This is a genomic window from Endozoicomonas sp. SESOKO3 (assembly GCF_024606255.1).
The window spans coordinates 1-1,158 of the sequence record NZ_JAHHPR010000286.1 but is presented as its reverse complement, the minus strand read 5'-3'; the positions used below and the strand labels follow the sequence as shown (position 1 = coordinate 1,158).

Below are 1,158 nucleotides of genomic sequence, written 5' to 3'. Positions count from 1 at the left end.
GCAGCACTGTTGGTTCTAACAAAAAAGGCAAACGCGATCTGGGGGGAGCGCGAGGACGATTGATTCCTCTCCCTGATCGCAAGGAAGCCGTTGCTTTAATCCAGGAAGCTGTTTCACAGGGGGCACGTAAAGTGAAAGCCTGTGCTGCTCTCAACCTGTCGATACGCACGGTTCAGCGCTGGCAAAAAGATGTAGAACAGGTGCGGGAAGATCAGCGTCAATACGCAGACCGGCCAATGCCTGCCAACCAACTAACCAAGAGCGAGCAAAACGAGATTCTGAAAGTCTGTAACAGCGAGCGATTCAAAAGTAAGTCGCCATGCCAGATTGTACCGACACTGGCCGACGAAGGTATTTATATAGCTTCTGAGTCAAGCTTTTATCGAGTGCTGAAGGCTCACAATCAACAGCATCACCGAGGTCGCAGTCAGAAGCCAGTAAAGCGGAAGCCGACATCGCATCGGGCCACGGCACCAAATCAGCTCTGGTCGTGGGATATAACCTTTTTGGGGTCGCCCATCAGGGGTAAATATTATTACCTCTATTTGGTTCTGGACGTTTATAGCCGCATGATTGTGACTTGGGAAGTCCATGAGAGGGAGTCCTCTGACCTGGCTGCTCAGATGATCCGCAAAGCCTTCATGCAGCATAAGATCAGTCTTCAGGAACAACCGCTGGTCCTGCATTCGGATAATGGCAGCCCGATGAAGGGGGCGACTATGCTAAGTACTCTTCAGCAACTGGGTGTACAGACATCGTTCAGCAGGCCACGCGTGAGTAACGATAACTCATACTCAGAGTCAGGCTTCAGAACCATGAAATATCGTCCCGGGTATCCGAATCACTTCGCCAGTCTGGAGTCAGCCAGAGAGTGGGTGTATGGGTTCGTAAACTGGTACAACATGGAGCATAAGCACAGTGGCATCAAGTTCCAGACACCCTGCGACAGACACACAGGGAAGGCTCAGAAGAAGGTTCTGAATCGTGAAAGAGTTTACCGTAAAGCAAAAGAGCAACACCCTGAGCGTTGGGGAAGCCGTGAAACCAGAAACTGGCAATTACCGGCAGAGGTATGGCTTAACCCTGAGCGATCAGAGAATCAGCAGCATTGTGATTTAGCTGCATAAGTTGAGGCGACATCTACCTTGAAAGTTACCG

At 50.6% G+C, this 1,158-nt stretch carries 1 protein-coding gene; it reads left to right on the top strand.

Features of this window, described 5'->3' with window-relative positions; translation table 11 throughout:
* Positions 1-1,127, top strand: a 1,127-nt coding sequence (locus KDK18_RS05255; RefSeq protein WP_257253711.1) for an IS3 family transposase, incomplete at its 5' end; no start/stop codon positions are given.
* Positions 1,128-1,158: the final 31 nt, after the last annotated feature.